This window comes from Planococcus salinus (assembly GCF_003719725.1).
Taxonomy (GTDB): domain Bacteria; phylum Bacillota; class Bacilli; order Bacillales_A; family Planococcaceae; genus Planococcus; species Planococcus salinus.
The window spans coordinates 24,603-51,354 of record NZ_RIAX01000016.1 but is presented as its reverse complement, the minus strand read 5'-3'; the positions used below and the strand labels follow the sequence as shown (position 1 = coordinate 51,354).

General features: G+C 46.9%; 23 protein-coding genes and 1 tRNA gene. 6 read left to right on the top strand and 18 right to left on the bottom strand.

Annotated elements, in window-relative coordinates; genetic code table 11:
- A partial coding sequence (locus EEX84_RS16660) for a hypothetical protein (RefSeq protein ID WP_205125700.1) occupies window positions 1–190 on the top strand: 190 nt, incomplete at its 5' end.
- Between the two features lie 155 nt (window positions 191–345).
- Here the strand turns inward: EEX84_RS16660 and lysS are convergent.
- The 5 genes from lysS to cysK form a co-directional block, all read right to left on the bottom strand.
- The gene (gene lysS, locus EEX84_RS15175; protein WP_123166496.1) at window positions 346–1,830 is read right to left on the bottom strand and encodes a lysine--tRNA ligase; all 1,485 of its coding nucleotides are present in this window, start codon (window positions 1,828–1,830) and stop codon (window positions 346–348) included.
- A 182-nt stretch (window positions 1,831–2,012) separates the two neighbouring features.
- Entirely contained in the window at window positions 2,013–2,501 is a 489-nt protein-coding gene (gene folK, locus EEX84_RS15170) for a 2-amino-4-hydroxy-6-hydroxymethyldihydropteridine diphosphokinase (RefSeq protein ID WP_123166495.1), read from the bottom strand.
- Window positions 2,498–2,863, bottom strand: a complete 366-nt coding sequence (gene folB / locus EEX84_RS15165; RefSeq protein WP_123166494.1) for a dihydroneopterin aldolase — start codon at window positions 2,861–2,863, stop codon at window positions 2,498–2,500. The genes folK and folB overlap by 4 nt, the downstream gene beginning before the upstream one ends.
- Window positions 2,863–3,675: a dihydropteroate synthase gene (gene folP, locus EEX84_RS15160; RefSeq protein ID WP_123166493.1), complete on the bottom strand. Its 813-nt coding sequence runs from the start codon at window positions 3,673–3,675 to the stop codon at window positions 2,863–2,865. Before folP ends, folB begins: the two co-directional genes overlap by 1 nt.
- A gap of 138 nt (window positions 3,676–3,813) precedes the next feature.
- A complete protein-coding gene (gene cysK, locus EEX84_RS15155) occupies window positions 3,814–4,746 on the bottom strand; it encodes a cysteine synthase A (protein WP_123166492.1) in 933 nt (310 codons plus the stop codon).
- A gap of 231 nt (window positions 4,747–4,977) precedes the next feature.
- Between cysK and EEX84_RS15150 the strand changes: the two genes are divergently transcribed.
- Window positions 4,978–5,223, top strand: a complete 246-nt coding sequence (locus tag EEX84_RS15150; RefSeq protein WP_123166491.1) for a DNA primase — start codon at window positions 4,978–4,980, stop codon at window positions 5,221–5,223.
- 42 nt (window positions 5,224–5,265) lie between these two features.
- Here EEX84_RS15150 and EEX84_RS15145 read toward each other — a convergent pair whose 3' ends face one another.
- The 6 genes from EEX84_RS15145 to tilS form a co-directional block, all read right to left on the bottom strand.
- Complete coding sequence (locus tag EEX84_RS15145; protein WP_123166490.1) at window positions 5,266–6,213, bottom strand: peptidyl-prolyl cis-trans isomerase; 948 nt, start codon at window positions 6,211–6,213, stop codon at window positions 5,266–5,268.
- Complete coding sequence (hslO, locus tag EEX84_RS15140) at window positions 6,197–7,078, bottom strand: Hsp33 family molecular chaperone HslO (RefSeq protein ID WP_123166489.1); 882 nt, start codon at window positions 7,076–7,078, stop codon at window positions 6,197–6,199. Before hslO ends, EEX84_RS15145 begins: the two co-directional genes overlap by 17 nt.
- 17 nt (window positions 7,079–7,095) lie before the next feature.
- Window positions 7,096–7,863, bottom strand: coding sequence for a type III pantothenate kinase (locus EEX84_RS15135; protein ID WP_123166488.1), 768 nt, complete (start codon window positions 7,861–7,863; stop codon window positions 7,096–7,098).
- A gap of 119 nt (window positions 7,864–7,982) precedes the next feature.
- Window positions 7,983–9,992, bottom strand: coding sequence for an ATP-dependent zinc metalloprotease FtsH (ftsH, locus tag EEX84_RS15130; RefSeq protein ID WP_123166487.1), 2,010 nt, complete (start codon window positions 9,990–9,992; stop codon window positions 7,983–7,985).
- Window positions 9,993–10,113: 121 nt separating this feature from the next.
- A complete protein-coding gene (gene hpt / locus EEX84_RS15125) occupies window positions 10,114–10,665 on the bottom strand; it encodes a hypoxanthine phosphoribosyltransferase (RefSeq protein WP_123166486.1) in 552 nt (183 codons plus the stop codon).
- Between the two features lie 10 nt (window positions 10,666–10,675).
- Window positions 10,676–12,091, bottom strand: coding sequence for a tRNA lysidine(34) synthetase TilS (tilS, locus tag EEX84_RS15120; RefSeq protein ID WP_123166485.1), 1,416 nt, complete (start codon window positions 12,089–12,091; stop codon window positions 10,676–10,678).
- Window positions 12,092–12,214: 123 nt separating this feature from the next.
- Here tilS and EEX84_RS15115 point away from each other — a divergent pair.
- A tRNA-Met gene (locus EEX84_RS15115) sits at window positions 12,215–12,288 on the top strand.
- Window positions 12,289–12,307: 19 nt separating this feature from the next.
- Here the strand turns inward: EEX84_RS15115 and EEX84_RS15110 are convergent.
- The 3 genes from EEX84_RS15110 to EEX84_RS15100 form a co-directional block, all read right to left on the bottom strand.
- Window positions 12,308–12,787, bottom strand: coding sequence for a DinB family protein (locus EEX84_RS15110; protein ID WP_158599131.1), 480 nt, complete (start codon window positions 12,785–12,787; stop codon window positions 12,308–12,310).
- Between the two features lie 119 nt (window positions 12,788–12,906).
- Entirely contained in the window at window positions 12,907–13,326 is a 420-nt protein-coding gene (locus EEX84_RS15105; protein ID WP_123166483.1) for a S1 domain-containing RNA-binding protein, read from the bottom strand.
- Between the two features lie 114 nt (window positions 13,327–13,440).
- Window positions 13,441–13,851 carry an FtsB family cell division protein gene (locus tag EEX84_RS15100; protein WP_123166482.1) on the bottom strand — a complete coding sequence of 137 codons (411 nt, stop codon included), beginning with the start codon at window positions 13,849–13,851 and terminating at the stop codon, window positions 13,441–13,443.
- Window positions 13,852–14,136: 285 nt separating this feature from the next.
- On the opposite strand from EEX84_RS15100, the gene EEX84_RS15095 reads away from it, so the two are divergent.
- Genes EEX84_RS15095 through argF form a run of 3 tightly spaced genes read left to right on the top strand, consistent with a single transcriptional unit; the run spans window position 14,137 to window position 19,239 of the window.
- Window positions 14,137–15,207, top strand: coding sequence for a carbamoyl phosphate synthase small subunit (locus EEX84_RS15095; protein ID WP_123166481.1), 1,071 nt, complete (start codon window positions 14,137–14,139; stop codon window positions 15,205–15,207).
- A complete protein-coding gene (locus tag EEX84_RS15090; protein WP_123166480.1) occupies window positions 15,200–18,295 on the top strand; it encodes a carbamoyl phosphate synthase large subunit in 3,096 nt (1,031 codons plus the stop codon). The genes EEX84_RS15095 and EEX84_RS15090 overlap by 8 nt, the downstream gene beginning before the upstream one ends.
- Complete coding sequence (gene argF, locus EEX84_RS15085; protein WP_123166479.1) at window positions 18,292–19,239, top strand: ornithine carbamoyltransferase; 948 nt, start codon at window positions 18,292–18,294, stop codon at window positions 19,237–19,239. Before EEX84_RS15090 ends, argF begins: the two co-directional genes overlap by 4 nt.
- Before the next feature lie 554 nt (window positions 19,240–19,793).
- On the opposite strand, the gene EEX84_RS15080 is transcribed toward argF, so the two are convergent.
- The 4 genes from EEX84_RS15080 to mfd are packed head-to-tail and all read right to left on the bottom strand — an operon-like array spanning window position 19,794 to window position 26,712.
- Window positions 19,794–20,084 (bottom strand): RNA-binding S4 domain-containing protein, encoded by a 291-nt coding sequence (locus EEX84_RS15080; protein WP_123166478.1) that lies wholly within the window; start codon window positions 20,082–20,084, stop codon window positions 19,794–19,796.
- 38 nt (window positions 20,085–20,122) lie between these two features.
- The gene (yabN, locus tag EEX84_RS15075; RefSeq protein ID WP_123166477.1) at window positions 20,123–21,550 is read right to left on the bottom strand and encodes a bifunctional methyltransferase/pyrophosphohydrolase YabN; all 1,428 of its coding nucleotides are present in this window, start codon (window positions 21,548–21,550) and stop codon (window positions 20,123–20,125) included.
- Between the two features lie 5 nt (window positions 21,551–21,555).
- Entirely contained in the window at window positions 21,556–23,151 is a 1,596-nt protein-coding gene (locus EEX84_RS15070; RefSeq protein WP_192892986.1) for a putative polysaccharide biosynthesis protein, read from the bottom strand.
- Between the two features lie 27 nt (window positions 23,152–23,178).
- Window positions 23,179–26,712 (bottom strand): transcription-repair coupling factor, encoded by a 3,534-nt coding sequence (gene mfd / locus EEX84_RS15065; protein WP_123166476.1) that lies wholly within the window; start codon window positions 26,710–26,712, stop codon window positions 23,179–23,181.
- Window positions 26,713–26,752: the final 40 nt, after the last annotated feature.

Here is a 26,752-nt window from a genome sequence, read left to right as displayed (position 1 = left end):
AAGAAGCTCGAAGGCTGTGCTCCGATCGCCCAAAGGCGATCCTCGCAAAAGCCGTTCGCGCGCCAAGGCGCTCGTGACGTCATTCGTTGACGTTTTGCTGTTCGGTTTTCAAGGTTCAAGTTTTGCCCGCCGCTTATTGGCGACTTTTCTATATTACCAACTTCCCTTGTGGAAGTCAACACTTTTTTAGAAATTCTTTCGATGTCATCGCCACCAAAAATGCGACATGAAATAATATATCATCGATCAAATAAGTTTGCAACAATTTTTCCAAAAAAAAAATCGACTCAAGTTTATATTCCCTTGAGCCGAACTTCCAATACAGTTTTTGTTGAGTAGCTTTTCTTAATCTCTTGGTCGCATTTGCGGAAATAACAGCACGTCTCTTATCGAAGGAGAATTCGTCAGCAACATAATGAGACGGTCAATCCCGATACCAAGACCTCCAGTAGGTGGCATACCGTATTCCAATGCTTCAATGAAATCTTCGTCCATTTCGTGCGCTTCGTCATTTCCTTCCGCTTTTTCAACAAGCTGTGCTTCAAAGCGTTCGCGCTGATCGATCGGATCATTTAATTCTGTAAATGCATTTGCATGTTCACGTCTCACAATAAACAATTCAAATCGATCAGTAAAACGTTCATCATCCGGATTCTTTTTCGCTAACGGCGAAATTTCCACTGGATGTCCATAAACAAATGTCGGCTGTACCAGCTGCTCTTCCACTTTTTGTTCAAAGAACTCATTTAGAATATGCCCAACTTCCATAGTTGGCTTAACTTCTACATTGTGCTCTTCTGCTAAAACATGGGCTTCTTCTTTTGTTAACTGCTGCCAAAAATCCACTCCGGTATATTCTTTCACTGCATCTGCCATGTGCAGCCGTTTCCAACCGGGAGCAAGGTTAATTTCGTCATCCCCATATTGAATGGAAGTAGTACCCAATACTTCTTGTGCCACATGTGAAATTAAATTCTCCGTCAGTTCCATCACATCGTTGAAATCCGCGTATGCTTCGTAAAGCTCAAGCATTGTGAATTCAGGATTATGGCGTGTAGAAATGCCTTCATTTCGGAAGACACGGCCGATTTCGTATACTTTTTCCAGACCACCTACGATTAAGCGCTTTAAGTGAAGTTCAATCGCAATCCTAATATAAAGTTCCATATCCAAAGCGTTGTGGTGGGTTACGAAAGGTCTTGCAGCCGCTCCACCGGCTATGGAGTGCAGCATAGGCGTTTCAACTTCCAAGAAGCCTTGGTTATCCAGGTAGCGACGCATGGAGCGAATGATTTGGCTGCGCACGATAAAGGTTTCTTTGCTCGTATCACTGGTGATCAGATCCAAATAACGTTGGCGATAGCGTTGCTCCACGTCTTTTAAGCCGTGAAATTTCTCTGGGAGCGGACGGAGTGCTTTTGTTAAAAACACAACTTCTTTTGCTTTGACAGACAATTCACCGACTTTGGTTTTAAAGACTGTTCCCCTTACTCCAAGGATGTCCCCTAAATCCACCGTATTGTAATACTCATAGGCCTCATCCCCGATTGCATCTTTTCTTACATAAATCTGGATCTGTCCTTTTAAATCCTGAAGGTGGGCAAAACCCGCTTTCCCTTTTCCGCGCTTTGTCATCACCCGTCCAGCGATTACCACTTCATGCGGATTTTCTTCCAGTTCTTCTTTTGATAACTCTCCATATTCATTTATAATTTCCTCCGATAAGTGACTACGCTCAAAACGCGCCCCGAACGGGTCAATTCCGTTTTCACGGAAAGATTGCATTTTCTGGCGTCTTACCACAATTTGGTCATTCAACTCTTCTGACATTTTCTACACTCCTTTGTATTTCAAAGCTACGCTCATACGTACATTTCTCTATTGTACACAATTTTGGTTTCGACTACATGAAAAAAGCTGCCACGAATTTGTGGCAGCCAATGTATTCAACTTAAACTGCACGACTTCTTTTGTAATTCGCTGTTTCTGTTCGACTGCTGCAAGCTGGAACTTCAATTCTCTCGAATAAATTCCTCAATACTCTCATACGTTCTCCACAATCGGACCCCCGAGGAGGCTGGCTTTTTGATACCTTCTATTGAAGATTTCAACTCAAGCAACGGAATAAGGACAAAAGCGCGTTCTTTCATCCGTGGGTGAGGGACAATAAGTCTCTTTGTTTTCATATTGTCTTGATTATACAACAAAATGTCAAGGTCTATTGTCCGCGGACCCCATCGAATGGTTCGCTTCCGCTCCAGTGTTTGTTCAATTTCTTGACAAACATCCAGTAATTCCACTGCGGACAAGCTGGTTTGCAAGTGAACGACCATGTTCAGGAAAGGCGCTTGCTCAGTAAAACCGACCGGATCTGTCTCGTACAAGGAAGAGATTGCAGCAACTTCCACTTGCGGGTGTTGCTGCAATAATTTCACAGCCTGCTTCAGCATAGCAAGACGGTCCCCCATATTCGAACCGAGGGACAGGAAACTCTCATTCATGTCCATTCCCCCCGTGTCAATTCGATTGCGACAGATTTGTAGTGGCCGGGAATTGGAGGGTCCGGCTTGATCAACTGCACTCGGATGCCTTTGACGAGCGGAAATTCAGAAAGAATCCGTGATGCCACTTCTTCCGCCACCGCTTCCACCAGCTTTTTGGGTTGACCTTCGACAATTGCACGGCATGTTTCATACACTTCACCATAGTGGACGGTATGCTCCAATTCATCTGTCTGTCCGGCCTGTTTTAAATCAACAGCCAATGAAACCGTCAGTCGAAATCGTTGTCCCAGTTTTTTTTCTTCGGGGAACACCCCATGATAGCCGTAAAACTCCATTTCATTTAAATGGATGAAATCCATCAATCTTCCCCCTTATAAACCTGTTTGCCAGTCAGTACATCCATCATCCGAACGGCGCGGCTGGTTTCTTTTACATCGTGGACACGGACGATCTGGCAGCCTTTTTCCACACCGTAACATACCGTCGCCAGCGACCCTTCCAACCTTTCTGTTACAGGTACATCCAGGACTTTACCGATAATCGACTTTCTCGATGTACCCAGGAGCACTGGATAACCCATCTCCACCAGCCGATCCAGACGCTGCATCATCTCAATGTTGTGGGCAGCCGTTTTGGCAAACCCGATGCCCGGGTCCAACCAGATGCGCTTTTTTTCCACTCCAGCGTCCAATGCAATTTGGATGCTTTCTTTTAAATCACGCTGCACTTCTTCCCAGAAATTGTTATAGGAGGTATCTTTACGATTATGCGTGAGAATGAGAGGCACACGCTTTTCCGCTGCCACTTTGGCAATTTCAGGGTCGTATTTCGCTCCCCAAATATCATTGATGATATGAGCTCCAGCTTCCACTGCTGCTCTGGCCACTTCCGATTTGTATGTATCAATGGAAATGAGTATATCCAACTCTGATGATAATGCCTTGATGATTGGAACCACCCTGTCTATTTCCTCTTGGTCTGATACTTGAGTATACCCCGGACGCGTCGATTCACCGCCTACATCGATAATATCCGCTCCATCCGCTGCCATTTGCTTTGCCTGTTCCATTGCCCGGTCCATCGTGGTGTAGCGGCCGCCATCCGAGAAAGAGTCCGGTGTCACATTCAAAATCCCCATCACCCATGTTTTTTTGTTGAAATCAATATCCATCAAGTCTACATCCTTTCCAAAGGTCAGAAGCAAAAGTCACCCTGACACCGCTTGTATTAATTTCATCTTAACGCGAGTAGAGGTAACTTATCCATAAAAAAAGAGCATGCCTGAGGCACACTCTCTCTGTTTAACCTGTTAGTTGGTGTCTTCAAATTGATAAAGCGGGGTGCTCAAATACCGTTCTCCGTTAGACGGAAGGACAGCCAGCACTTTTTTCCCTTTGCCCAATCGCTTCGCCAGTTCCAAAGCAGCGTAAACAGCTGCTCCTGAAGAAACTCCACCTAAAATGCCTTCTTCACGCGCGACTTTCCGCGCTGTTTCATAGGACTGCTCATTCGACACTTGAATCACTTCATTATAGATTTCAGTGTTCAGCACTTTAGGCACAAAGCCTGCGCCGATTCCTTGAATTTTATGCGGTCCCGGCTTTCCTCCAGATAACACAGGGGAAGCTGATGGTTCAACAGCAGCGATTAAAATATCGGGATATTTTTCCTTCAGTACCTGGCCAGCTCCTGTGATGGTTCCGCCTGTTCCTATCCCTGAAACGAACGCATCCAGTTGGTCGCCCATTGCCTCAACGATTTCCGGCCCTGTCGTCAATCTGTGAACTTCCGGATTTGCTTCGTTATTGAATTGCTGTGGCATAAACCAGCCTTTTTCAGCAGCCAATTCTTCCGCCTTTTTGATCGCTCCGTTCATGCCATCGGCTCCCGGGGTCAAAACAAGTTCCGCCCCGTAAGCGCGGAGCAAATTCCGCCGTTCCATGCTCATCGTGTCCGGCATGACAAGCACTGATTTATACCCTTTTGCCGCGGCAATCATCGCTAAGCCGATTCCCGTATTCCCACTGGTCGGCTCGATGATGGTATCGCCTTCTTTTAGATCGCCTTCTTTTTCTGCAGCTTCTATCATAGATAAAGCAATCCGATCCTTAACACTGCTTCCCGGGTTGAAATACTCCAATTTTAAGTAAACCTCAGCATCCTCGGGCCCTGTAAGGCGGTTCAGTTTCACAATAGGTGTTTGTCCAATCAAATCCGTTATTGAATTTCCTACACGATTCATTATCCACACTCCTAATCCCTACTATTTTAATCGACTTTACCTAGCGCTAAGGATACCAATCTTTTCGTGCAATTGTCAAATTGTACGAATCAACAGAAAACACTGTTTCCTTCAATAAAAGCAGGCCTTTTCCCTTTATTATTTACGCCTGTCAGAAAGTTTCACAGGAAATGAAAAGGGTATGGAAAATTAATGGATAATGAAAGGGTTTATTGGGAAGGAGGAACTTTCATGTTGAACAATAAATGGATCAAAGCAGGCTCGGCAGCTTTGTTGTCGATGGTGGTATTGGCCGGCTGCGGTGAGGAAGAAGAGCCTGTTATCGAAGAAGACCTGGAGGTTGTCCCGGAAGAAGAACAGAATACAGATACCGAGTCGGATCTGGATTTGGAACAGGATGACACCAATCCAGAGGAAGATTTGGAAACCGATATGAATCCTGACGTGGAAACCGATGAAGATTCAGAAGGAAATTAAAACGACAAAAAGGAAGCATTTTCATGCTTCCTTTTGTTGCTGCTATTCCCCGTAGAACCATTGGGCATCGAATTCCTGCCAAAATGCTTCAGGCGTCACTGATTGAGGCAATTGCTCAAGAGCCAGCTCACGGCTGATGCGATCAGCTACGTCTTCGTATGAGAAAGCTTGGCCAGCCACTTTATCCGTCACAGACACAATGGCTATACGGCCGTCTTCAAGATTCAACGGAGAAGACCACTCACCCACATCAATAGAGCCGACAGCTTCTGCAACCGCCTCGTCTACAGTCGTTTGTTCGGGGGTAACATACCCGATATCGCCTCCCAGGCTGCCGGTTGCCGTATCTATGGAACGCTCTCTTGCCAATGCTTCAAAAGAAGAACCACTTTCCAGCTCTTCTATCGTTTTTTGCGCTTCTTCAGCCGACTCAACTACAATCATACGAGCTCTGTAAGCTTCTTTAATATCATAGAGCTCCTGATTTTCGTCATAAAATTCTTTGACAGCCGCTTCTTCAATCACCACATCTTTTGTCAGCACTTTCTCCAGGATGAGCTGGGCTTTTATCTTATCCCGCATCCGATTTTCCTGACTGGCGTACAACGTCATGTCGGTCTCATCCTGTGCCGAACGCAGCATCGCCATTTCCAGGTCAATTTCACTTTCTGCCACTTCAATACCATACTCTTCGGCAGCCGTCTCCATCACTTTTTCGTTGACCAATTCGAGCAATACGCTGCGGCCATGCTGTTCCTCCATGGCCAGCATCCACTCCTGGCGGCTGATGTCATCCCCGTCCACAGAAGCTACTTTTTCAGTTCCTTCTGCTTTGCTGTCGGGAATCAACCAAGCCACAAACCACAAAAAGTTCCCCACCAGCAAAATCAGAATAAGAATGAGCAAAGGCTTTGTCTTCAATCGTCTTCTAGGCTGTTCCGCCTGCACCGGCGTCGCACCGGTTCGTCTTCTGTTAGGATTCCAGCTCATCGACAAGCGCTTCCAATTCTTCTTTTGAGTAGTGGTACGTTTCCAAACAGAAATGGCACTGGGCTTCCGCCATTCCATCTTCTTCAATCATATCTTGAATTTCTTTTTGTCCCAGTCCCAAAAGGGCAGTGGCAAACCGTTCTTTGGAACAATTGCAATGAAAGCTCACCGGCATTTCATCTAGAATCTGCAGGTTTTCTTCGCCTACAACTTCTCCCAAAATCTGTTCCGGCGTTAAGCCGCGCTGAATCATTTTGGAAACAGGATCAATGGAAGAAATACGCTGCTCTATTTTCTGAATGGTATCTTCATCAGTATCCGGCATCAGCTGAAGGATAAACCCGCCTGCAGCAAGAATGGAATTATCCGTATTGACGAGCACGCCTAAACCGACCGAGGACGGCACTTGCTCTGATACAGCAAAGTAGTAAGTGAAATCTTCTGCAATTTCGCCGGAAACAATCGGGGTCTGCCCAGTAAAGTTATCGCGCATCCCTAAATCTTTAACGACTGAGAGCATTCCATTTGTTCCTACAGCACGGCGCACATCCAGCTTTCCTTCTTTGCTCAGGTCAAAATGAGTCTGTGGATTCGTAACGTAGCCGCGCACATGCCCTTTTGCATCGCTGTCGACCAAAATTGCACCAATCGGTCCTCCGCCTTCCACTTTAACTGTCACTTTGTCTTCACCTTTCAACATCGCACCCAGCATGACCCCACCTGTCATGGCGCGTCCCAATGCTGCAGAAGCCGTCGGCCACATCATATGGCGCTGCTGCGCTTCCCCTACTGTTTTTGTACTATCTACTGCAAATACCCGAACACTGCCATTAAAGGCGAGCCCGCGCACCAAATAATCTGACACATTGATCGTCCCTTTCCTTACGCTTCGTTGCGCTTATAAATTAAGTACAGTCCTTTTAAAGTTAAAAAAGGGTCCACTCTATCGATTTCGGCTGACTCACTTGCGATCAGTTGAGCCATCCCTCCCGTTGCAATAACAGTGGTTTTTTCACTGCTTTGCTGTTTCATACGCTTGATGATTCCTTCAGCTTGCCCTACGTATCCATAGACAATGCCTGACTGCATCGCCGATACCGTATTTTTCCCTACTATATTGTCTGGACGGGCGATTTCAATTCTGGGCAACTTGGAAGCACGGTTGTAGAGCGCTTCTGTCGAGACACTGATTCCTGGAGCGATGGCCCCACCCATATATTGCTTGTATTCATTGATATAACAATACGTATTCGCAGTACCGAAGTCCACGATAATCAGTGGACTGCCATATTCATGTATGGCGGCTACCGCATTGACAATACGGTCAGCTCCGACATCCCGGGGATTGTCATACTTGATGTTTAAACCGGTTTTGACGCCGGGTCCCACAATCAATGGCTTGAGCCGGAAATATTTTTCACACATCCGTTCCAGCGAAAACAGCAACGGAGGGACTACGGAAGAAATAATCATGCCGTCAATGGAGTCAAAACCTAAACCAACATCCGTTAAAAACGCTTTGATCTGCATACCGTATTCGTCTTCCGTTTTGTGGCGATCCGTTTCCATTCGCCAATGATGCATCAAACGCTCTTCATGATAAACGCCTAACATAATATTGGAGTTGCCTATATCCATTGCTAAAATCATAATCATTATTCCTCACTTATCGACGATTTTCCACAACATCATACCATAATTTCTATAAAAGCAAAAAGCTGGTTGCCGCTCCTTATTGAAGGAAGCGGGCAACCAGCTTAAAATGCCTCTTATTTCCGATCTTCTTTGATCGGACCAGATGAACCAACTTTTTCATCTTCATCAGGCAAGTCCCCTGATGAAGGATCACTTGGAGCTCCTGTAATGTCAGGAGTCACATCTTTCTCCAAATCAGGAGTTTCGTCTTTTTCATAATCACCATTCAGTGCTTCGTAAGAGCGCTCAGGCAGCGTACCATGTTCTTTCAAGTGAAGAATCTGGGCAGCATCCAATGTCTCTACTTCAAGCAGCGTATTGGCAATCAATTCAAGAAGGTCTTTGTTTTTCGTCAGAATCTCTTTTGTGCGAATGTATTGCTCTTTGATGATGCGCTGAATTTCCTGATCGATTTCAAAAGCAATTGCGTCTGAATAGTTTTGATCCGAGTTAAAGTCACGGCCAAGGAATACATTGCCGCCTTGAGCCTGACCAAATTGAATCGGACCGATTTTGTCACTCATGCCATACTCCGTTACCATGCTGCGGGCAATTGCCGTCGCACGCTGGAAGTCATTGTGGGCACCAGTGGATACTTCGCCGAAGATCAGATCTTCAGATACACGTCCACCAAGCAATCCAGCGATCTTATCCAGTAATTCCGGTTTGGTCATGAAGTAACGGTCTTCTCTTGGAAGCATTACTGCATATCCGCCTGCTTGTCCACGAGGCACGATTGTCACTTTATGGACAATATCCGCATCGTCCAGTATTAAACCAACAACTGTATGGCCGGATTCATGGAAAGCGACAATATTTCGTTCTTTTTTCGAAATGACACGATTCTTTTTAGCAGGACCAGCAATAACGCGGTCTGTTGCTTCGTCAATATCGGACATATCGATTTTTCGTTTATTGCGGCGAGCCGCTACTAGTGCAGCCTCGTTCAATAAGTTCTCCAAATCCGCCCCAGAGAATCCAGGCGTCCGTTGAGCAATAGCTTTCAAGTCGACAGATTCATCAAGCGGTTTGTTGCGTGCATGCACTTTCAACACTTCCGTACGGCCTTTTACATCCGGGCGTCCAACCGTAATTTGACGGTCAAAGCGTCCTGGGCGCAGAAGGGCCGGATCCAAGATGTCAGGACGGTTTGTTGCAGCGATGATGATGATTCCTTCGTTTGCGCCAAATCCATCCATTTCAACCAATAACTGGTTAAGTGTTTGCTCGCGCTCATCATGCCCCCCGCCAAGTCCTGCGCCACGCTGGCGTCCAACTGCGTCAATTTCATCAATGAAAATGATACAAGGCGAGTTTTTCTTGGCGTTTTCAAAAAGGTCACGAACCCGGGAAGCCCCGACCCCTACAAACATTTCAACAAAATCCGAACCACTGATGGAGAAGAACGGTACGCCAGCCTCTCCTGCAACTGCGCGGGCCAATAAGGTTTTACCGGTACCCGGAGGTCCTACAAGCAAAATCCCTTTTGGAATGCGTGCGCCGATGTCGGCAAATCTGCGAGGGTCTTTCAAAAAGTCGACCACTTCGACCAATTCCTGTTTCTCTTCGTCCGCTCCGGCTACATCAGGGAAACGAACTTTCTGTTTCTGATCGTCATACAACTTCGCTTTACTTTTTCCGAAGTTCATCACTCGGCCGCCACCGCCGCCTTGTGACTGGTTAAGTAAGAAGAAGAAGAGGATAAAAATGATAATGAAAGGTATGATCCCTGTGAAGAATTGAACCCAGCCGCTTGTTTGTGGTGCCTTTAAGAATTGCACTTCCACGTCTTGCGCAGCAGCGACTTCATCAATCTGCGCTGTCAATGCTTCATTTTCCAACGGGATATTGGTAACGAAGGATTGACCTTCTTCGTAATCATCCATTGTTCCTGTCACCTCATAAACCATTGCATCCGGTTGTATGGTGACTTCTTCAATTTCTCCATTTTCCAAAGCCTCTAGAAATTCGTTATATCCTATATTTTCAGTCGGTTGTCCACTATTATTAAATGTCCCCAAAATACCGATAATAACTAGGAAAATCAGTAGATAAAATATGGTGTATCGAAATATTCGATTCATCCCAAGCCTCCTCACAAAGTTTCCCAAAACTATACTAAATACTAACATAGGAACATTTAAGCATACAACGAAAAGCCCTTACATCTGTTTACAGAAAAACAAATATGTGACCTTCTTATGACTATTTGTCTTCACCGCTGTAAACAGCCGGCTTCAGGATTCCGATATACGGCAGATTCCGATACTTTTCAGCATAATCCAAGCCATATCCGACTACAAAAGCGTCCGGTACTTCAAAGCCGATATAGTCAGCTTTCAATTCCACTTTTCGGCCTGTCGGTTTATCAAGAAGAGTGACGATTCTGATGGAATTCGCTTTCCGGTATTTAAAAAGATCCACTAAATAGCTGAGAGTCAACCCACTATCGATAATATCTTCAATAATCAGCAGATCGCGCCCTTCCACACTGGTGTTCAAGTCTTTGACAATTTTTACTTCTCCGGAAGAAACCGTGGCATTCCCGTAGCTTGAAACATCCATGAAGTCCATTTCAACGTATCCGTCGATGCGCTTCATCAAGTCTCCCATAAAAGGCATAGCCCCTTTTAATACTCCAATCGCCAAAGGATATTTGCCTTCGTAATCACGTGTTAATGCAGCACCCAGTTCCCGCGCTTTTTCCTGTAGCCGTTCTTCAGAGATTAAAACTTCTTCAATGTCATTCTGTAGCATGGTGGACCTCCTATAATCCGCTTTTCGCAATCTTATCATTTCTTTCAACCAATACCCAATTATCCCCATCCTGCTGGACACGGTTTATGAATGCTGATGGCCGTATGCCGGGAATGAGCAAAATTTCATCAGTTTCTGTGGCAATGACCGGCCAACTTTCCCTCGTTGAGACAGGAACTTTTTCATCAATCATTAAACGGGATACTTTTTTCGGCTTCTCCATTCCGGCTAGCTGGATACGGTCCCCCGGCTTGCGTGTCCTGAGCATCAGATGAGCTTTGCCAGAAGCTGAAAAATACCAAAACTTTACGTCTCCCTCACGACCAGCCTGCTGAAGTGGCATTACTTTATAAGAAAAGCCATGAACTGCTTCAGACCACTCTTCCGTGAGTGGCACGCAAGTCCCAGCCTGCTCATTTTCCAAAGGCTGGTCAGTGAAGCGCACGGCATCGTACTGCCGAACCATCATACAATTTTTCGGCAAATGTAAAAAAACAGTACCGGCTGAACTTCGCATCAATTTCTGCACTTGTTCAACCAACTGCTTTGTTACTATCACTTGCTTTTCATTATATAGATAATTTAATAGTAGTAGAACCATTCTTTTTTGTAAAGCAGGTGCTTCCATGCGAAATTCCTTTGCTGACAGCATAATCCCCTTGTCTTCATACCGAACCAGCGCCTGTAATTTTTCTTTCGCCAGCGCCTGCAGGAAATTCTGATCCAGTTGCATATCTTCGGCCAGTTCCACAAATTTTTCCGAAACATCGCTGCTCTCTTTTTTCAACAGCGGAAGCACCACTTGCCGCATGCGGTTTCTTGTATAGACTTGCTGCGCATTGCTTGGGTCTTCCCGGTGTTTGATGTGGTGAAAACGGGCATATTGCATTATTTCGTCTTTGGTCACAGCCATTTGCGGCCGAATCAGCTGGCCTTCCTCAAATGGGCGTTTCACAGGAATACCAAAAGCCCCTAACTGCAACGTTCCTCTCAGTGCCCCCATTAATACTGTCTCCACCTGATCGTCGGCATGGTGAGCAGTTGCCACTTTAGTAGCCTGGGTGCTTTGCATAATTTCCTTGAAATATGCATAACGCTCTGTACGGCATACCTGCTGTTTGTTGGAGTTTGAAGACTCCTTCAAAATAAGCGGAATCGGGATATCGCGGCTGAAACAAGGGATTTTCCAGTGTCTGCAAACTTCCTCAGTGAACAAACGATCTTCCAGCGACTCTTCTCCACGCAGCATATGGTTGACATGGACTGCCAGCACCGTGATTTTCAAAGCCTCTTGCTGCGATTTTAAAAAATGCAGCAATACCATCGAGTCCACACCGCCCGAACACCCCACCAGTACAGTATCGTTCGGGACAATCAATTGATGGTTCCTGATATACCTCAACATCTTGTCTTGAAATTCCTTCATCTAGTCACCTCGTTCACAGGCCCTCTATTTCTGTCAATAAAGTCAGTGACTCAAAAATATTCCCAATCCCTAATTGACATGCCCTGTATTCAGTAGTATGATATGAAATGTCCGTTTGCACACGGCGGCGTAGCTCAGCTGGCTAGAGCGTACGGTTCATACCCGTGAGGTCGGGGGTTCGATCCCCTCTGCCGCCATTCAAAAGCAGCGTTCCTTTCAGGAACGCTGCTTTTTTTCTGTTAAAAAAGAGTCGATTTGCCTGATGTGGTGCCGGTCATGTTCTACGATGCCTTCGAAATAAGAAGCAAAAGAGACTTTGCTGTCTCCTATGGTAAAAGGAGCGCTCCATTCATGCGGCTCCAGCTTTTCAATCTCTTTTCCCACCAGCGCGCGCCGCTTTTGAGCATGCGCCAGAATATCGGGAAATTTCAATTCGTCCACTTTTGTTACAGCTCGCCTATTGAAGTCGTCGACCTCCGGATAAGAAGCAAAAGCCTTGCCACTTCTAATAAACGGCAAGCGTTCCTCCCGGATAAAGCGGTCCCATTCTGCCAGATGCAGAATGATTTCGGCTATGGACCACTTTCCTTCCGCAATAGGCTCACGGGCATCTTCATCGTTTTTTATGGAAGTTCTTAATGAAGCCAAATACATTTCGTAGTCCCTGAAAGCCTCCAAAACCCGCTCTCTTTCCACATCCATCACTCCCCAGCAAATCTTATAAAAAAAACGCTTCCCTTTGCTGAGAAGCGTTCCAATTTATAGTTGTAAGCTGTATTGAAGCATTTTCCTGTACTATTAAAACAGCTAGCAAGTTAGCCTCTTCTTGCACCTCGGCCACCGCGCTTGGATTCTGTAGCGCGTTTTAATGACGTCATATTCTCTTCGCTTTCCTTTAAGAATTTAGCCATTTTTGTTTCAAAGTTCTCTTTTGGCTGGCGATCAAACGAACGATTGCTTGGACGAGGGCGTTGTGGTCGATCAGATCCGCCTGCTGGTTGTGGCTTCGCTTTCCGAATGGAGAGGCCGATTTTCCCGTCAGCTTCAACATTCATTACCTTGACTTCCACCATTTCTCCAACTTTTAAGTGCTCATTGATGTCTTTTACATAGTTGTCCGCGACTTCACTTATATGCACGAGGCCTGTTGCACCAGTCGGAAGCTGTACGAATGCTCCGAAATTTGTAATACCTGTAACTTTACCTTCTAACTTGCTGCCTACTTCAATCGACATAAAAAAAATGCTCCTCCTTAAAAATTAAGATGACTCCGCTTTGGGCCATTCAGTGTTTGTAACGGGACTTCTCCCACTTTTAATTATACCTGACAAAGAAAGAGTGTCAACTTACTACTCTTTTTCCTCACTTTTTTCTTCTGTTTTCGGGAGTGCAAAAATGATTTCGCCTTCTTCAGACAGGAAATATTCGCTGCGTGCCATTTTTGCCAAATATTCGTCGTCATTCAGCAACAGAATCTGTTCCTCGAGCCGCGCCTGCTCTTCTTCCATTTGCTGCAGTGTCATGAGCGCTTCGTCACGCGCCTGCTCTTTTTCAGAAATGGTCTGGGACTGTGCATAGATGGTCGATCCAATCCATATACTTGCCATCAGCACCACTATTCCAAAAAGACTCAGCCTTCTGAACAAACGAACTTTATGAGCTTGCTTCCGCTGTTCTTCCTGTTCCACCGAGCGGACATAGTCATTGCGTATTGAAGCGACTTCATGACCTTCCACTTTCTTCTCTCTCTTCAAACTCATGACCTGTTCCCCCTCTAAGATTTGTTGTTGTTATTATACATGAAATAATTGGATTTTATAAGTAATATCTCATGATTTTCCCTGTTTCTTCAGTGTTTTGAAGGGCTTTTTTAATTCTTCATTCGCTTTTATTAATAAAAATACTGTTGACTTAATTTTTATACAGAATTATAATACAAACAACTATTCATAAAGAGTCGTTGAGCTATATACATCCGGCTGAAAAAAGATGAAGCAAATTGATAAATATACAAAAAGGATGAATAAAGGACTGGAGTGAAAAAGATGACAGGAATGCTATCACTTTCAAATGGACAAACGTTTACCGGCCAATGGCATGGCAAACCAACCGAACTTCAAGGAGAGCTGGTGTTTTTCACCGGTATGACGGGATATGAGGAAGTAATCACTGATCCTTCCTATAAAGACCAGATCATTGTTTTTTCGTATCCGTTGATTGGCCAATACGGCATCCAATCAAAACACCTGCAATCCGAAAAAATTCAGGCAGCCGGCATTATTGTGTCTGAATTATACAATGGACCACTTGAAAAGAAGGCAGTTTCATTGTCAGAATTCGCCTTACAGCAACAAGTGCCCATTCTGAGCGGCGTTGATACACGTTCAATTATTCAGGCTGTCCGGGAAACCGGAACGATGCAGTCTCACCTGAGTGCCCTTCAGGCAGCTGCTCCTTCATGGAAACCTATAAAAACGGATTTCTTTTCCGATCCTGTCACTGGTTCTTCCATTCAAACCATTGGACATGGTGACCTGCATATTGGATTGATCGATTTCCAGTACAAGTCTTCCATTTTAAGCGAATTGCTCAAACACCGCTGCAAAGTAAGCGTCATTCCATATGATACTGACACCGCAAAGCTGGATGCCCTCCAATTGGACGGCCTGCTATTTTCAAACGGACCGGGGGATCCTGCTGCCCTTCAGCATTTGTTTGCCACTTACCGCGATTGGGCCGAGCGCTATCCGTCTCTTGGCATCTGTCTCGGCCACCAGGTGCTGGCATCCGCTTTTGGCGCTGAGACGACCAAGCTGCGCTATGGACATCGGGGCGCCAATCATCCCGTGATGAATGTGCTGACGAAACGCATCAGCATGAGCTCACAAAACCACAGTTATGTGGTAAAAGATGACAGCATTGAAAACACACCGCTGTCGGTGCTTTACACCAACGTCAATGATGGCAGCATCGAAGGGCTCGTACATCCGTCCCTGCCTGTAATGACCGTTCAATTCCATCCGGAAGCAGCCCCCGGTCCAGAAGATCATTTTGGCCTGTTCTCACAATTTCTGAACACGATAAAGCAAGAAAAGAAGGTGAAAATGCATGCCTAAGCATCCCGAAATTAAAAAAGTTCTCGTCATCGGTTCCGGTGCCATCGTCATCGGTCAAGCGGCAGAATTCGACTATTCCGGAACCCAGGCCTGCCTGGCGCTTCAGGAAGAAGGAATTGAAGTCGTCCTGGTCAACAACAACCCCGCGACCATCATGACTGACAAAACAGTGTCGGACACGGTTTATTTCGAGCCGCTGACATTGGACAGTGTGACAGCCATTATTGAAAAAGAGCGCCCCGATGGTCTACTGGCTACTGTGGGAGGCCAAACCGGTTTGACTTTGGCGATGAAATTGAGTGATGCAGGCGTTTTGGCAAAGTACAGCGTCGCCTTGCTCGGCACCAATATCGAATCCATCAAGCAGGCGGAAGACCGTGAACAATTCCGTGCCTTGATGAATAAACTGGACGAACCGGTGCCAAGCAGTGACATCATCTATTCCATTGAAGGCGCGCTTGAGTTTGCCGCTTCGTCCGGCTATCCCCTGATTGTCAGACCTGCTTATACGCTCGGTGGCTTTGGCGGTGGAATCGCAAAAGACGAAGCCTCCTACATCACGCTTGTACAGCAAGGTTTAAGCGCCAGTCCAATTAAACAATGTCTTGTGGAAGAAAGCATTGCGGGTTACAAAGAAGTGGAATATGAAGTGATGCGCGACGCTCAGGGCACTTGCATCACTATCTGCAACATGGAAAATATGGACCCTGTAGGTGTACATACGGGAGATTCGATTGTTGTCGCTCCGAGCCAGACATTGAATGATAAGGAATATCATGCGCTGCGCTCAGCTTCCATCAACATTATCGAAGCGTTAGGGATCATCGGAGCCTGCAATGTCCAGTTTGCCCTTCATCCTGAAACGTCAGAGTATTATTTGATTGAAGTGAACCCCCGCGTAAGCCGTTCATCGGCGCTGGCTTCCAAAGCAACCGGTTATCCGATTGCCAAAATCGCGGCAAAACTGGCAGCGGGTTATTCACTGCATGAATTGAGAAATCCAGTGACACAGACAACCTTTGCGAGTTTCGAACCTGCCTTGGATTATGTAGCCGTGAAAATCCCACGCTGGCCATTTGATCAGTTCGAAGGCGCCAACCGTAAACTCGGCACACAGATGAAAGCGACAGGCGAAGTGATGGCCATTGAAAGAAGTATGGAAGCCGCTTTTCAAAAAGCGCTCCGTTCACTCGATATGCCGCTTGACGGTTTCCGCTTGCCGGCTTTTGCAGGAGCCGAAATCGAAACGTTGCTTGAGCTTGCTGTCGAAGCAGATGATCGCCGATTGTTTGTCCTTTTCGAATTGCTGATCCGTGGCAAAAATATTGATTTCCTGCACGATTTAACAGCAATCGCACCTTATTTCCTGTCTGTATTGCAACGAATCGTCAATGAGTGGCAGGAACTGAAAGAATTGAGCTGGAACACTATCAAGCCTAAACGTCTGCTTCAAGCCAAATCGCTTGGTTTCAGTGATCAGCAGCTTGGCGGACTTTGGAACGTCCCGTATTCAGAAATTTGGGGCCAGCGCAAAAGTTGGGGAATTGTCCCTTCCTTCCGCATGATCGATACATGTGCGGCCGAATTCCGTTCAGATACAAATTATTTTTATTCCACTTGGAAAGGCACATCGGATGAACGCGTGTCGGACAAAAAGAAAGTGGCAGTCATTGGTTCGGGTCCCATTCGAATCGGCCAAGGCATTGAATTCGATTACTGCTGTGTCCATAGTGTCCTTGCATTGCAAAAGCTCGGGTACGAAGCAATTATGATCAATAACAATCCAGAAACTGTCAGCACTGATTTTGAAGTGGCCGATGCCTTGTATTTTGAACCAATGAACGCAGAAGACATTTTGAATGTTTTGGATTTTGAAAACATCAAGCAAGTCATTGTGCAGTTCGGCGGCCAGACTTCGCTGAACGTTGCCCGTGCTTTGGAGGAAGCGGGTATTACGGTGCTGGGTTCGACAGTCGATCTGCTCGACCAAATGGAAGACCGCGACCGTTTTTATTCGTTCCTGAATTCAATTGGGCTGCCGACAATTCCCGGGTACACTGCTTCAAGTGCCGGAGATATTTCCCAATTCGCAGAAAAACTTGGCTATCCCATCCTGTTGCGCCCTTCTTATGTAATAGGTGGAAGAGGGATGATCGTGCTGAACCACCCGGAAGAGCTGCAGCAATGGCTGGACAAAACGACGATGAAGTTCCCGGTTCTTGTTGATCATTTCGTGACAGGCAAAGAAGTGGAAGTCGATGTGCTGTCAGACGGTGAAAATGTCTGGGTATCGGCTGTATTTGAACACATTGAAGGCACCGGAGTGCATTCGGGAGACAGCATCTCGATAACACCGCCCGTTTCCTTATCGGAAGAAGAACTCAATAAACTGACAGAAACCACTAAACACATCGCCCGGAGCATGAATTATACCGGTTTGTTCAATATTCAATTCGTTTATGAACAAGACCAGTTGTTCGTCATGGAAATCAATCCACGGGCCTCACGCACGGTTCCAATCAGTTCAAAGGTGACCGACGTGCCGCTCGTGCAATGTGCAACTTCCCTGATGTTGGGTGTGCCATTTGAAGAACTGGGCCTTGAACAGCTTTATAATGGACAGCCGGTATATACAGTAAAAGCACCTGTATTCTCCCATATCAAGCTACCGGGATTATCGCCTGTCCTGTCACCTGAAATGATGTCGACCGGCGAAGTCATTGGCAGCAGCCCGACTGCAGCTGCCGCCATGCAAAAAGCGCTGGAAGGTGCATCTGTTCAATTGGCAGATCTGCAGACAGCCGGCAGCCTGTTCGTTGCTCAACAATCATTGGCGGACGTCGATGCAGATTTCTGGCAACAGCTCGGTTACACAGTGGAAACGGAAGATTCCATTGCTTTTGCCGACTGGCTGAAGCAGGAAGATGCAAAAGCATATATTGAATTTACACCCGAACCGGAAAGCGCAGCAGCAAAACAAGCGGCAATCCATCGTCTGCACGTGTGGACCCGCAAAGAAACTGTTACTGCTTTCAAAAATACCTTACGTCCAATTTCTGAATTCCCGAAAGGAGTCCTTACGCAATGACAGTTTCGCCGACAACACCAACAATTACACAAAACCACTGTTTAACATTGAAGGATTTCAGTTCTGCTGAAATCCACAATTTGCTGGAACTTGCCATCGACTTGAAAAAACCGGAAAACAAACATTTGCCTCTGCTGCAGGGGAAAATTTTGGGGATGATTTTTGAAAAGTCTTCGACGCGCACCCGTGTATCATTTGAAGCCGGTATGCTTCAACTGGGCGGCCATGCCATGTACCTAAGCACCCGCGACATCCAAATGGGGCGCGGTGAAACGATTGCCGATACAGCGCGCATACTGTCAGGCTACCTGGACGCTGTCATGATCCGTACCTTTCATCAGTCCACTGTTGAAGAACTCGCAGACAATAGTTCCATTCCTGTCATTAATGGCTTGACGGATGATTTCCACCCGTGCCAGGTGCTGGCGGATTTGATGACCATCAAAGAGCAGCTGGGTTCATTTGAAGGAAAGAAAATGGCTTATATCGGCGATGGCAATAACATGGCCAATTCACTCATGATTGGAGCAGCCAAGGTGGGATTGGACATCGCGGTTGCGGCACCGGCTGCCTATGCACCGAAACCAGAAATGATCGCTTTGGCTGAAGACATCGCCAAAACGACCGGTGCCACCATCACTATCACCGATCAACCGGTGGAAGCTGTGGCTAATGCCGATGTCATCTATACAGATGTTTGGGCCAGCATGGGACAGGAGCAGGAAGCGATGGAACGTATGGAACATTTCAAAAACTTCCAGGTGAATGAGGAACTGGTCAAGCATGCGAAACCTGATTATCTTTTCATGCACTGCTTGCCGGCTCATCGCGAAGAAGAAGTAACGACCGGAATTCTGGAAGGCTCCCATTCAGTGATTTTCCAGGAAGCCGAAAACCGCCTGCATGCACAAAAAGCGCTGCTCGTGGCATTAATGAACAAATAAACGATACGAAAAAAAGCTGTTCCTTCAAAAGGAACAGCTTTTTTTGAGGTTGTCGAGAAACTTTTATCGAGCTTTTCCATTTCGCTCCAGGTNCGAGAAACTTTTATCGAGCTTTTCCATTTCGCTCCAGGTGGACGCTTTCCGCGGGCATGGCTTCAGTCTCCTCGTCGCTTCGCTCCTGTGGGGCCTTCAGCTCATGCTTTACCCGCAGGAAAGGCATTGGCCGAAAGTAATTCGGTCAATGCCTTTGCGACGAAGCAGCGGAGCGATGCAGGAGCATGTGTTTGCCCTTCGCCACCTTCCGCTTCATTCAGTTCCCATTACTGATTTTAAAGTGGTTGATACAAAAAAGCGTGACGTATTTATTGATTTCTTGTTTATGGAACCTTGTTTAAGATATGGAGCAAACCAGCGGAGACTCCAGCGGGATAGCGCAGTGCTGAAATCCACTCGGGCGTCTAGCCCGAGTTAGTTCAGCGCAAGCCCGCAGGAAAGCGGAGCTGTTTTGCGGAATATCGATTCACTGAACCATTTCTCAACAGCTTTTTTAAGCCTTACGCTTCGTCATCGATGAATTCCGGTTCGACTTTATCCAGTTTTTCTTCATTCAAAATCGTATACATATTCGCTGTTTCGTCTTTTTTGGCCGATTCTTTTAACTGGTCCACGCGGACAGTGACCACTTTCTGGCCGAAACGGATTTGCAGTTCATCGTTTTCTTTGATGACCGAGCTGGCTTTCGCTTTATTGCCGTTGACGGTGATCCGCCCCTGGTCTGCCACTTCTTTTGCCAGCGTCCGACGTTTGATCAGCCGGGAAACTTTTAAAAATTTGTCGAGTCGCATCATTATTCTCCTTTTCTTGCCATAAATTTGGCCTCGTTCTAAAACTGGTCCAACTGCTCCAATGTATAATCACTGAAGTTGCCGGTCCCTTCCTTGACTCGCTGTTCCACATAGCCGAAACGGCTTTGAAACTTGCGGTTGGCCTGCACCATCGCTTGTTCAGGCGACAACCCGTAAAACCGTGCGATGTTCACCAAAGTGAATAAGAGGTCTCCGAGTTCGTCCAGTTGGTTGTCTGCTGAACCTTTCGCCAATTCTGTTTGGAATTCCTGCAATTCTTCATGGAATTTTTGCCAAGCCCCTTCTGCATCCGGCCAGCTGAAGCCAACTTTCGCTGCTTTCTTCTGGTAATTATACGAAGTCATCAGAGAAGAGCTGAAGCGCTCCTGGCCATCGAGCAGAGAAGCTGTGGCTGGCTTTTCTTCCGCTTTGATCGTTTGCCAGTTTTTAACGACGTCTTCTGCATTGTCCACTTTTGTGTCTCCGAAAACATGGGGATGGCGACGGATCATTTTCCCGCTGATGGATTCGAGTACGTCTTCCAACTGGAAATATCCATTGTCCTGGCCGATTTGTGCATGCAGCAATACCTGCAGCAGCACGTCACCCAGTTCTTCGGCAATCGCTTCATCGTCCTGCTCATCAATTGCCTGCAGCAATTCGTGCGCTTCCTCCAATAAATAAGGACGCAGTGACTCATGGGTCTGTTCACGGTCCCACGGACACCCCTCAGGGCTTCGAAGCTGTGCTACGATGCTGCGGAAGGTCTGCCATTCTTTCAGGCGTTCAGACTGTTCTGCAGCGGGTGGAACGTAAACGGTCGTCAAGTTGTTCACTTCGGCTGCACGATCCAGTTCATAAAGAGGTACGGTTTGAAGAACTTCATCTTTTGAACCTGCAGCGGTGACAATCGTCACCGGATAATCGTCTCTGTATTTTTCCATCAATGTCAATTTAACTTCGGAAGCGCTGAACGAATCATAGACTTGAGCAATCAGCAGATGCTGCGTCATATTCAATTGATCGCTGTGCATTGCTGTTCCATCGACCAACTGAAACCCTTCAATGGGATCGATTCGCAGCGAGCCGAACAGTGCATCCAAAAAGCTGTGGCCACCTTCGATTGACAGCCTGCATCGATTCGCTTTTTCCGCCGCGATCAAGTGCTGAACGGTTTGTTCAGCTACAAGAGGGTGGCCCGGTACAGCGTAAACAATCGAAGCCTGATCCGCCAGACGAATTAATATCTCCGCAATCTCCTGATAGACGGGTTCAAATGTGTCGTGTTTTTCGTAAATGGCATCAAAACTTGAAAAAGCGACACCTTCTTTTGCCAGTTCTTCCAGCACCGGATGATCTTCTGTCCGGACATATAACGTGTCTGCCGCTTTTAATTGTTTATAAACACCCAACGGCAATTGGTCCAGGTCTCCTGCGCCCAACCCGATGATATGGATGGTATTCATGTTGATCACCTTTTCTTTTTGCGATTTATGGTCAATTGAAGCCCTGCCATTTTGCGGCCGAGCGGAATGATATACCATTCTTTTTCTGTAATGATCCGGCTTTTGGCGATGATTGCCAGGAACACCGCGGCGCCGAGCGGGATTGCAGTCATGGTGACGAGAAGCGCTGCTATCCTGCTTGGAAAACGGTCAAACAAGACCCAGTCTGCCAGCAGTTCCCAACCGATGACCGTAATGGACATGGCAACAGCCGCCAAAACGAGCCAGCCGTAATAACGACCAGCGGCAAACCGGATTGGCCATACTTTTTTAAAGTAGTACAACAAGCTGAACACGATCAACGCCAAGCCTGCATTGCCGGCGGCTGCAGCGCCTGTAACACCCCAAACCGGCACCAGCAGCAAATTCCCTGCAATTTTGATCAGCACTCCGGCTGTCAGCAGCAGCGCCGGCACTCTTACTTTGCCAAGGCCATGGAGCATGGCCGTCATAATCAGCAATAACGACATCCAGACAATCTGCCAATTGAACACAATCAGAGCCACTGATTCTTCCCGTGTCTGGAACAAAGTTTCGTTAACATACGGCATCACAACCGTGAGCCCGACTGCAGAAGCGAAGGCAAATAAAAACGAAATACGAAACGCCAGCTGCGCATACAGCTGCGCTGAACGGCCGCCTCTTTTTTTCGACATATGAGCAACCAGCGGCACAATGGCCAAAGTCAACGACGTAGCGGTCAAAATGCCAAATTGGACAAGCGGCTGCCCACGGTCGTATATGCCTTTTTGTTCCATCGCTGACAAACGGTCCAAGCCGCTGTCTGCCAGCAGACGGAATACGGTAAATGAATCAACAAGCTGGAAAAACAACAGAATGAGCGAACTCATGCTGACACTCAGGCTGACAGCCATTATCTGCTTGATGACTGGCCATTTCTGAAGATTTGAAGCTTCATCAGCAGCGAACAGGCGTTTTCGGAAATAGATAACCAGCAAAACAACGGCCGCCACTTCGCCGGCTACTGCTCCGAACATCGCTGTCTGACCCGCTACGTAAAGCGAGAAACCGCTTGTAACGACAATCCAGGTACCGAGCAAAATGACCGCTATACGAATTGCCTGTTCCGATACCTGTGCGTACGCTACAGGGGCCATGTCGTTGCGGGATTGAAAGTATCCTTTCAAAACAGCAAGCGGCGGCATAAGCAGCACCGCAAACGCACCGACTCGCAGCAATGCGCTCAACTGGCTGTCACCCATCCACCGGGCCAACTGGTCTGCCCCGAAAAACAGCCACGCAAACACTACTGCCGATACCATGGCAATGAACCCAAAAGCGATGCGCAAAATCGAGCGGTGATGCTGAACTTCATGGTCGGCCATCAGTTTTGACACGGCCACCGCAAAACCGTAGGAAGTCCAAACGCCAAAAATGGCAATGAACGGATATACTTGCTGATAAATATAGAACCCCTGATCTCCTACCAGGTTCTGAAACGGCACACGGTAGACCGCGCTCAAGATCTTCACCATCAGCCCTGCCATCGTCAGCAGGACGGCGCCTTTCATAAACGACTTCATCGTTCCTTCATTGTTCACCGGAATCCTCTCATTCCATCAAAAAAATTAACTCACTGTTTTTTCTTCACGAAGCGATTCCGGCAGAAGTTTCATCATACCCTCCAGTACATCAAACGGATGCTGATTGGACGTTCTCGCTTCGTCGATGGTCATGACCAATTGCTGACCGGACATGCTGAAGCCGACAGCGCGGCCGAACGCAGCAGATTCTTCCACCAATTTGCCGCCATTGACTGAAGCAGTTCCATCTGCTGTCAACTTGACTGTCACCACTTTGCCGTTTTGCTTGATTGATTCGACGCCGGTCTCCCGTGCCCATACTTTCATACGCGCAATGCGCAGCAAACGGTCTGTTTCAATCGGCATATCACCAAAACGGTCAATCAGCTCGTCCTGCAGCTCGACCATTTCTTCAGCTGTTTCAATGCCTTTGACGCGTTTGTACATTTGGATTTTCTGATACCCGTCGCTGATGTAGGAATCGGGAATGTACGCGTCGACATGCAGGGAGATTTCGACTTCCGGGATCTCCTCTTTTTTGACGCCGGTCTGCCGTTCCTCGATGGCATCCTGCAGCATTTGGGAATACAAATCGAAACCGACCGAATCGATAAATCCGTGCTGTTGGGAACCAAGCAGATTCCCTGCTCCGCGAATCGTCAAATCGCGCATGGCAATTTTAAAGCCGGATCCGAGCTCAGTAAACTCTTTGATGGCCATCAGGCGTTTTTCCGCCACATCCGTCAGCACTTTATCCCGCTGATACATGAAATAGGCATAGGCCACACGGCTTGAACGGCCGACACGCCCACGCAATTGGTATAATTGCGATAAGCCCATGCGATCTGCATTATGGACGATCAACGTATTGACGTTCGGGATATCGATTCCTGTTTCGATGATGGTCGTTGTCACCAACACATCGTAGTCACCTTCCAAAAACCCGAGAATGACTGACTCCAGTTCCGTCTCTGTCATCTGTCCATGTGCATAACCGACACGTGCTTCCGGTACAAGCTGCTGGATTTCTTCCACTTTACGTGTCATATCATCCACCCGGTTATACAAATAAAACACTTGCCCGCCTCGCGCCATTTCCCGTTCAATCGCTTCACGCACGAGTGCCCCATTATGTTCCATCACATAGCTCTGTACCGGAAAACGGTTGGCTGGCGGTGTTTCGATGACCGATAAATCACGCACGCCGATCATTGACATATGAAGCGTCCGCGGAATCGGCGTCGCTGTTAGTGTCAGCACATCGACATTGGTTTTCAATTGCTTGATTTTTTCTTTGTGTGTCACACCAAAGCGCTGTTCTTCATCAATAATCAATAATCCCAGGTCTTTGTAATGAATGTCTTTGGACAAAATCCGGTGAGTACCCACCACTACATCGACAGAACCGTTCTTCAATCCTTTAACCGTTTCAGTCTGCTGCTTTTTTGAACGGAAGCGGCTCATCAAACCGACTTCGATCGGATAATCTTTAAACCGCTCCTGCATCGTTTCGTAATGCTGCTGCGCCAAAATGGTGGTGGGCACCAAAAACGCCACTTGCTTGCCATCCAGAACCGCTTTGAATGCTGCCCGGATGGCCACTTCCGTTTTGCCATAGCCTACGTCTCCGCAAATCAGGCGGTCCATCGGACGTTCTTTTTCCATATCTTTTTTCACTTCATTAATCGAACGCAGCTGGTCAACCGTTTCTTCATAAGGGAATTCCGCTTCGAATTGCCGCTGCATGTCCTGCTCTTCAGAGAACGCATAACCTTTCAGTGCTTCGCGTTCTGCATACAGCTTGATTAAATCATCTGCAATGTCCTGGACGGCAGCCGATACTTTACTGCGCGTCTTTTTCCATTCGGCGCCGCCCATTTTGTGCAATTTCGGTTCTTTTTCCTCAGATGCGATGTATTTCTGGATCAAATCGATCTGATCGACCGGCACAAATAATTTATCATCCGCTTTGTAAGCAATGTTCAGGTAATCTTTATGGACGCCGTTGACTTCCAGTGTTTCGATTCCGAGATAACGTCCGATTCCGTGATGGATATGGACAATGTAATCACCTGGTTTAATTTCCGAATAGCTTTTGATGCGCTCAGCATTGCTCAACTTTTGAGGACGTGTCTTTTTCTTGGCTTGCTGCTTAAACAATTCCGCATCGGTAACGACAGCCAAGCGCTGCAACGGCATTTCAAATCCTGTCGACAGCTCGCCGTCGACCAGGTAGACTTTGCCTCCCTGGACATTAGTTGAAGACGTGATGATTTCCGCTTCCATGTCATAGTCTTCCAATACCGAACGGACTTTCCGCAGCCGCTCTTCTCCTTCAGCTACGATGAAAACCTGGAACTTGCCCAGCTCCCAACGTTCCATCTCCGCTTTCAATAAATTCATCTGTCCATGGAAAGACTGCATTGGTTTGCATGAAAAAGCGACTGATTTCTTTATTTGTACCATCGGGAACGTCCGTACAAACAGGGAGAGAAAACTGGTCTTCTGTGTCAGTTTGCTCATCAACTCACGGAATGTGTAAGCTAACGGTACGTCATGAAGAAATTTTCCTTCCTCCAGAAGGGACACGATCCAATCGCCTTCTTCACGTTCGAGCGTATCCGTCATTTCCTGAATACGGCCCAACTCGTCAAAAAACACAAAACCATTTCCCGGGAAATAATCGCCTAAAAAAGCGGACTGCGACTCAATCAATGAACCATATTTGGCTATTTGGTCCGGCAAATTGCCTTCTTTCAACAAATCAATGTCGTGTTGGATGTTCTGAAGCAGCAACTCTTTGGTATCTTCCGACCTGATTTTTTTCAGTGTAGCAGCCAGCTGATCTTCGAGCCTTTCAGCAAGCTTCAATTGTTGTTGTCTCGACAAAACGAGTTCATTGGCCGGCAGGATGGACAGTGACGACCTCTTTTCAAGCGAACGCTGATCTTCTGCCGAGAAAATCCGAATGGAATCCACTTCGGTATCAAACAGTTCGAGTCTCACGGGATGTTCAAAATTCAATGGATAAATATCCAGAATCCCTCCACGCAACGCAAACTCTCCCGGCGCTGTAACCATCGGTGTACGCGAATAGCCCATGGCCACCAATTTATCCAGCCACTGAGTTGTATCCAACTCTTCGCCTTCGTTGACACGGAGAGTGGAATCCTGCCATTTTGCCTTTGAAGGAAGCAATTTCCGCATTCCGGCAATCGGTGAAATGTACACACCTTTCCCAACATTTGTCATATGATCAAGTGTATCAATCCGATGAGCACGCAGCTCCGGACCGGAAAACGATACGTCCGCTGCGATCAATTCTTCCGCAGGGTATAAATGAACAACTTCTTCCCCCATCAATTTGACCATATCATCGTAAACGCGCTGAGCATGCAATAAATTCGGTGTCACAATCAACAACGGAGAATCCAGCGCTTTCCATACCGTCTGATAGAAAATCGGCCGGCTGCTTCCCGACAGCCCCGAAATAAGCTGATGGTCCTGCCCTTTTTGCAGATCATTGATGAACTTCTGTGTATGGGAATCCTCTGAAAATGCCTGTAAAATATGATTCATGAAGACTTCTCCCTTCCGGATAAAGTGATGTTCCAAAATA

Bases quoted from the DNA above. Each gene is read 5' to 3' on its own strand.
- yabN (WP_123166477.1), bottom strand. From the start codon at position 21,550: ATGAATACCATCCATATCATCGGGTTGGGCGCAGGAGACCTGGACCAA.
- EEX84_RS15145 (WP_123166490.1), bottom strand. From the start codon at position 6,213: ATGAGCTGGAATCCTAACAGAAGACGAACCGGTGCGACGCCGGTGCAG.
- EEX84_RS15080 (WP_123166478.1), bottom strand. From the start codon at position 20,084: ATGCGACTCGACAAATTTTTAAAAGTTTCCCGGCTGATCAAACGTCGG.
- argF (WP_123166479.1), top strand. From the start codon at position 18,292: ATGACAGTTTCGCCGACAACACCAACAATTACACAAAACCACTGTTTA.
- mfd (WP_123166476.1), bottom strand. From the start codon at position 26,712: ATGAATCATATTTTACAGGCATTTTCAGAGGATTCCCATACACAGAAG.
- EEX84_RS15090 (WP_123166480.1), top strand. From the start codon at position 15,200: ATGCCTAAGCATCCCGAAATTAAAAAAGTTCTCGTCATCGGTTCCGGT.
- EEX84_RS15100 (WP_123166482.1), bottom strand. From the start codon at position 13,851: ATGAGTTTGAAGAGAGAGAAGAAAGTGGAAGGTCATGAAGTCGCTTCA.
- tilS (WP_123166485.1), bottom strand. From the start codon at position 12,091: ATGAAGGAATTTCAAGACAAGATGTTGAGGTATATCAGGAACCATCAA.
- folK (WP_123166495.1), bottom strand. From the start codon at position 2,501: ATGAATGAGAGTTTCCTGTCCCTCGGTTCGAATATGGGGGACCGTCTT.
- folB (WP_123166494.1), bottom strand. From the start codon at position 2,863: ATGGATTTCATCCATTTAAATGAAATGGAGTTTTACGGCTATCATGGG.
- cysK (WP_123166492.1), bottom strand. From the start codon at position 4,746: ATGAATCGTGTAGGAAATTCAATAACGGATTTGATTGGACAAACACCT.
- lysS (WP_123166496.1), bottom strand. From the start codon at position 1,830: ATGTCAGAAGAGTTGAATGACCAAATTGTGGTAAGACGCCAGAAAATG.
- EEX84_RS15135 (WP_123166488.1), bottom strand. From the start codon at position 7,863: ATGATTTTAGCAATGGATATAGGCAACTCCAATATTATGTTAGGCGTT.
- folP (WP_123166493.1), bottom strand. From the start codon at position 3,675: ATGGATATTGATTTCAACAAAAAAACATGGGTGATGGGGATTTTGAAT.
- ftsH (WP_123166487.1), bottom strand. From the start codon at position 9,992: ATGAATCGAATATTTCGATACACCATATTTTATCTACTGATTTTCCTA.
- EEX84_RS15095 (WP_123166481.1), top strand. From the start codon at position 14,137: ATGACAGGAATGCTATCACTTTCAAATGGACAAACGTTTACCGGCCAA.
- EEX84_RS15105 (WP_123166483.1), bottom strand. From the start codon at position 13,326: ATGTCGATTGAAGTAGGCAGCAAGTTAGAAGGTAAAGTTACAGGTATT.
- EEX84_RS15150 (WP_123166491.1), top strand. From the start codon at position 4,978: ATGTTGAACAATAAATGGATCAAAGCAGGCTCGGCAGCTTTGTTGTCG.
- hpt (WP_123166486.1), bottom strand. From the start codon at position 10,665: ATGCTACAGAATGACATTGAAGAAGTTTTAATCTCTGAAGAACGGCTA.